A 5,674-nucleotide genomic window follows, 5' to 3' on the forward strand; every position below is an offset into this window, starting at 1 on the left:
ATCTCGTGTGACGAGAATTAGTCCGCGTTGCATCGCAATTGCAGCAATCCAGATGTCATTGTCCGGGATAGGTCTGCCTTTCCTTCGTAGCTGGTTCTTGATAATTCCATACCATTGTGCCGTTTCCAAATCACAAGGAAAAACAATACTTTGTTGAACTAATATGTCAATTTTATGCAGGTTTTCTGTAACCCTATTAGATTTCTGTGCCCCAAAGCAGAGTTCACCGATTACAGGCGGAACCGCTACTATATACTCAGCATTTTTGACTTTCTCTTGGACTGCTAGATCACCGGCGAACAAGGCAATAGCAACGTTTGTATCGAGCAGATACTTACCACTCAGATTCATTGATCTGCTCACACCCTTCTTCAATTGCCTGTTTCATGATTTCAAGGTCTTCAGGCGAAATTGTACCTACAAGTTCAAGCAGTTTTTCTCCCGGGTAACGCTTTGACAGTTCACCTGAAAGTTCCAGCACAAAATCTAAAACTTGATTCTGTTGTGACGGAGTAAGTTTTTCTATTTGTTCTAAAAGTTCCGTCTTTAAGTTATCCATCATGTTGCCTCCTTTTCGATTAAGGGATGGTGTTTTTGTACCTACTGATTTCCTAAAAAGATTTTACCACAGGTCGTATAAGAAGATCAACGCTTTTTGGTATGCTGTCCTTGCGATATCGATGCCATTCCGCAGCCTTCCTCAATCGTCTGCTTCATAATTTCCAAGTCTTCCTTCGAGATTGTGCCTGCAAATTTAAGCAATTCCTTTCCCGGTGTACCTCTTATCGGCTCTCCTAAAAAAGATAGAACAGAATTCAAAATTTGTTTCTGTTGCCAGGGGGTAAGTTTGTCCAACCGCTCTACAATCTCTTGGATAGTTGTCGGGTTTTCCATTGTGTTGCCTCCTTTTTGATTAAGGGATAGTGTTTTTGTATCTACTGATCTCTTAAAAAGGTTTTATCACAGGTCGTATAAGAAATCAACGCTTTTTGGTACTAACAACTGAGTACTTAAAACCGAAAACCATACCCCTATATGTATTCAACGAGTTGCAATCCTTCTTGTTCCGCCCACTTGCCTAACAGGTCTTTCTCTTTAGGTGTTGGTAAACGGTTCCGCCTGCCCCGAACCTGACGGATAACTTTTTCGCGTGGTGTAACCTCAATCGTCAAAATTTTGCGCCGTCCATTTTCATCTTCAATTTCCATGCTCCAAATCGATGACCGTCCGGTATGACAGGATCTCGCATAAGTTGAGACACAATGCCCCAGTGCCCGTCCTTCGTCGATAAGCTCGTCGCTGCTGAGCAGTTCTCGAATAGACCAGAATTTCATATTGCGCGACGCCTCACTCCCCTCTAAAAGATGAAATTCGCCGATCTCTGAACCGTGCCACTCAAGTTCCCTGCCTTTCGATTCTCTACCGAGTTCGCCATGCCATTCCTCAACTTGACGGAGCAGCGTCTCAGGCGTTCTCCCTCTCATACTAAAATTAGGTTGTGCCGGTCCAATTTCTCTCGCAACCCCTCTCTCGACGAAAACGCGACGGTTCTCGTATCTCTGGTGCCAGATGTAATCAATAATCGGGTGGACATGACTGACATCCAACATCGGATTCGCAATAAAAAAGCGAATCACATTCAGCCAGAAATCATCGTTGTTAAAAGCTTGGGTCAGTTGTGTTAGCCGGAGCGCATCCACCAAATACCGATCGCCACCGAGGGCGTATACTTGCCCCCATCGGAGTGCCTCTTCAACGGTGTAATGCTTGGGTGCCTTCAGGAAATGGTGTGCCATTTTTTTCGTAAGCGATATAGGGAGATCGGAGGCGGTTCGGATATTTTGACCGGTGCCGATATGTTTAAACCAATTTTGATGGGTTAGGTTTCCGGTAAACCAGACACTATCCATGAAGAGCGGCACATCATAAGCAGCGAGTAGATGTCGAGCGAGTTCCGAAAATTGGCGGTCGCGGTTATGTTTTTTGACTTTCCATTCCTCAAGCGGACGAATCCAATTCTCGTGATGATTTGCAAGTGCTGCGATGCCTTGAATATAGGTAGCCTCCTTTAACAGGTCTGAATTGTCTTCAAGATATAACAGGAGTTTCAAGAGGATTTTCGGGGCTACGCTACTCTCAAAAGTTTCCGAAATGGCTCTGGTAACCGAATTCTGTAGTTTTTCCGACCGTAGTTCTTGATTGTATATTTTCGGAAGAATTTCACTCAAGTTTCGGTCTTTCTTCTCTTTTGCCATTATTTGGGTAGCTTGCGTACGAGTTATAACATATAGTTCGTCTTGACGTTGGCGAGGATTTTTATCCAAACCCTGACTGAAATTATGGGTACGGCACCACTCCTTATATACCTCAACTGAAGATATACCGAGTTGAAGGATATGTTCCTGCATTTTCAACGAGCAGTCCTCTATCCTCATTTTTTTCTCGGTTTGTTTTCTCTTTTGAGCCATTTATTATGTCCCCTAATTATGCTGTGGGTTGAGCCTTCTAATACATTGCAGCGACCTTCTAACACAGTCTAATTTCTTTAACCCGACCGACGCGGTATATATTCCCAATTTTTTATGCCAAATATAAGAAGATGTCAAGTCGTTTTCAGTAGAAAAGCCGAACTGAAAATAGCGAAGTCTGCGAACCGTATTGCTCATTCACAAAGGCATAATCTAACCCGATATTACCGTGCTGATAACCGAACCCCGCCGTGAATCCGCGAGTGAACCGCCATCCCAACCGAAACGCGAAGTCGCCGTGCTTTACATTATGTTGATACTCACATCCGATGAGAGGAATGCCATTGGCTATCTCGACTGCAGCTAACAAAGAATCCGGTGTTCCTGAACCGAAGTTGACTTTTACAGCAGTACCGATACGCCATTCGCGGAGCAGCGGCTCCTCGTATTTGCCGTCAGTCGTATTTTCTTTAAGCCTACGATAAGACAGATTTGAGAATAGATTTGGAAATACCACACCGATTCTAACCCGATCTGTCATCAGAGCATACTGTATACCGAGATCGGTGCCCCACCCTCTGCCGCTACCTAACGGCACTTGTTCGAGATTGACCGAGGTACTAAAATATTTCGCATTAAGACCGATGTGCAATCGCTTCCATACACGGGTTGCAGCGGACAACAGCACAATCCTTTCGTGAGAGATCCCCTCTGTATCACTTGAGTTCAAGATTGCTGCACCGACGCTCTGTCCTTTCCGAATTGGGTGTGCGACTCCAACAAAACTGTAGCCTAACACACCGTGTAGATCCAGATAACCGATAGTGATTTCGGGAGTAGACAATCCTGCCAAACCTGCGGGATTCCATATCAGTGCGCTGGTGTCTTGGGTCGCTGCTGAGTATGCGCCCCCCATCCCAGCGGGTCCTGCCATGAATTCGATGTTCTCGAATGCGGCGTTAACTGATCTATTCAGCAACAAGATTAGCGTTAACAGAAAGCATTGGGAGAGTCTCATAGTGGAATAGGGAAAGCGGTTCGAGTTTTTCGTGTGTCTGTCTCCTTAAGTCTTGATCGCGTGGTGAAGCAAGGGCAATTCTATCAAAACGTGGTCTCTTTGTCAATCAATGGGATTTATAGTGGGACCTGTAATTAGCGTGAGTTCGATAAACAGGACTAATTCTTGTAGGTTGGGTTGAACGAGAACTTGAAGATAATTACAATATGAAGCAACTAAAATTACAATGCCAGCGTAAACACACCATAACGTTGATAGTTCCTCGAACTGAAATATGGCTGTTTTCGATAAAAGAAGGGTTTTTATGGTTGTTAACTTTAGGTTCCTATTCATCGTAATGTTGTTATTCCACTTGATTCTACCCGTTTTTTCCTTCAAGCCTTCTGGCGGGGTCTTGGTACTGGATGGTGATGATGACTACGCAATACTCTCACTTGTGGAACACGGGTATCTGATACCGGCAAACACCTTTGATTTCACCGTCGAGATCTGGTTCTATCCGAAATCTGGACCCAAGCGTGGAGAGACTAATCTCATCCTGAGTCAGCAAGTTCGCTTCGGGTTGACCTCAAATACTCAGGATTGTAACCTTGATAAAAATCAACTGTGTTGCTATGGCACAGCGCATCTTGAAGGAAGAGTTAAAGGCGTGATAACTCTTGACGTTGAAATAGAGAAGGACCAATGGAACTATCTGGCAGTCATTTTCAAAGATGGCGCGTTTAACTTCGCATACAACAACCGAATCCTTCAAACACGGTTCCCTTTGGTGGATCGAGTGGCTGCGGAGGTTCGTCAAAAACAGAAAGATTTCTTCATAGGTGGGTATGATGAAGATGTATTCGTAATTAATCAGGATGGCATAGTGCTATCGCAAACCACTCGCTTTCATGGCGAGATTGATGCGATAAGATTTTCAAATATCGCTCGATATGACTTACCCGCCGAACGCGGGATTGAACCCTTTGATCCACCGCATCGTTTCGAGAGTGATGAACACACTTTGGCACTATGGAATTTTAATGAGCGAGCAGGGGCAAATCGCTTTCGGGATGCGTCGGGAAACGGTAACACGCTAATTGGGATGAATGGTGCTACGACCAGTGGTGCGCTTGCTGTCAATCCGGCGAGTGCCTCTGTAACCACGACATGGGGTCGAATCAAATTGGAGTCGCGGTAAACCTAACCATAAGTGTCAATTTTAGAAAAAACAACCGTCGCGGACCGAGTCCGGTAGGTTCGGTTTCCTAACCGAACCGAGTTTTACCCATAAACCCTGGAGCCTTCAAAAACCTCTTTAGTCCCGTAGGGTTTATTTGCTTGGGTGTTTCTGCAGCATTTGTGTAGAAACGTGTCTCTGCCAAGAACCAAGCCCCGTAGGGGCGGCATTTGTGTAACCCTTACTACAAAATGGCGTGAAAAATCCTAAATTGACACCTATGGAGTCGTGATGAACCTAACATACTAAATCCTAAGCAACACCTATCGGGTTTGATTTGACATAGCACACGATAGGTGGTATACTATAAAAGAATATGAGCGTGTATACATAGTTATTTACGATTGCCCCTTTTTGTGCATGTTGGAATGAGAAATGCCCTATTTCGTGCAAAATTTCACGCTTAAGGCAGAAAAACGGATGGCATGGAAATTGCTTCCCTGTATTGTGAATTGACAGCGATTTTAAGGAGGAACTCTAATGTCTTTATTTAAAAATGTGCGAGTAACGCTTGCGAGTTTTATGGCAGCTTTTTTGTTGATAGCACTGCCCAGCCTCGCTGAGATTGACCCGAAGAATATCACAGGAATGTGGCTCTTTGACGAAGGAAAAGGTGGGACCGCCGCAGATTCATCAGAAAACGGAAACGATGGTGAAATCCATGGCGCGAAGTGGGTAGACGGGAAATTTGGAAAAGCACTTGAATTTGATGGTGTCAGTAATTGGGTTGAAGTGCCGCACTCAAACACTGTCGGGTTTAAGGCGGGTGTCTCATTTACAATCACCTGCTATTTCAAAGGCAGCAAGGTCGGCGGTTCGCTCGTCGGCGAAAACTACGAGGATACATCACAGGCGACACCGTGGTATCTGCTTTGGGACAACGGCTCTAAAAACACTGTAAGCCTATATTTGCGCGACAGTGCCGGGACCAGTTTTCCCGCCCATGGCACCACACCTATTGCCGATGAG

7 protein-coding genes are annotated in these 5,674 nt (G+C 44.9%); 2 read left to right on the forward strand and 5 right to left on the reverse strand.

The window, feature by feature from the left end; all coding sequences use genetic code 11:
• The 5 genes from OXH39_15920 to OXH39_15940 form a co-directional block, all read right to left on the reverse strand.
• The coding region (locus OXH39_15920; GenBank protein ID MCY3551949.1) for a type II toxin-antitoxin system VapC family toxin at window positions 1-345 on the reverse strand (345 nt) is incomplete at its 3' end.
• On the reverse strand, window positions 335-562 hold the full coding sequence (locus OXH39_15925; GenBank protein MCY3551950.1) for a hypothetical protein: 228 nt from the start codon (window positions 560-562) through the stop codon (window positions 335-337). The genes OXH39_15925 and OXH39_15920, both read right to left, overlap by 11 nt.
• An 83-nt stretch (window positions 563-645) precedes the next feature.
• Window positions 646-894 (reverse strand): hypothetical protein, encoded by a 249-nt coding sequence (locus tag OXH39_15930; GenBank protein ID MCY3551951.1) that lies wholly within the window; start codon window positions 892-894, stop codon window positions 646-648.
• Between the two features lie 137 nt (window positions 895-1,031).
• The gene (locus OXH39_15935; protein ID MCY3551952.1) at window positions 1,032-2,468 is read right to left on the reverse strand and encodes a PcfJ domain-containing protein; all 1,437 of its coding nucleotides are present in this window, start codon (window positions 2,466-2,468) and stop codon (window positions 1,032-1,034) included.
• A gap of 145 nt (window positions 2,469-2,613) precedes the next feature.
• A complete protein-coding gene (locus tag OXH39_15940) occupies window positions 2,614-3,447 on the reverse strand; it encodes a hypothetical protein (protein ID MCY3551953.1) in 834 nt (277 codons plus the stop codon).
• Window positions 3,448-3,790: 343 nt separating this feature from the next.
• On the opposite strand from OXH39_15940, the gene OXH39_15945 reads away from it, so the two are divergent.
• Together OXH39_15945 and OXH39_15950 are read left to right on the forward strand one after the other, a co-directional pair.
• A complete protein-coding gene (locus OXH39_15945; GenBank protein MCY3551954.1) occupies window positions 3,791-4,666 on the forward strand; it encodes a hypothetical protein in 876 nt (291 codons plus the stop codon).
• A gap of 519 nt (window positions 4,667-5,185) precedes the next feature.
• The coding region (locus OXH39_15950; GenBank protein ID MCY3551955.1) for a hypothetical protein at window positions 5,186-5,674 on the forward strand (489 nt) is incomplete at its 3' end.

This window comes from Candidatus Poribacteria bacterium (assembly GCA_026702755.1).
Taxonomy (GTDB): domain Bacteria; phylum Poribacteria; class WGA-4E; order WGA-4E; family WGA-3G; genus WGA-3G.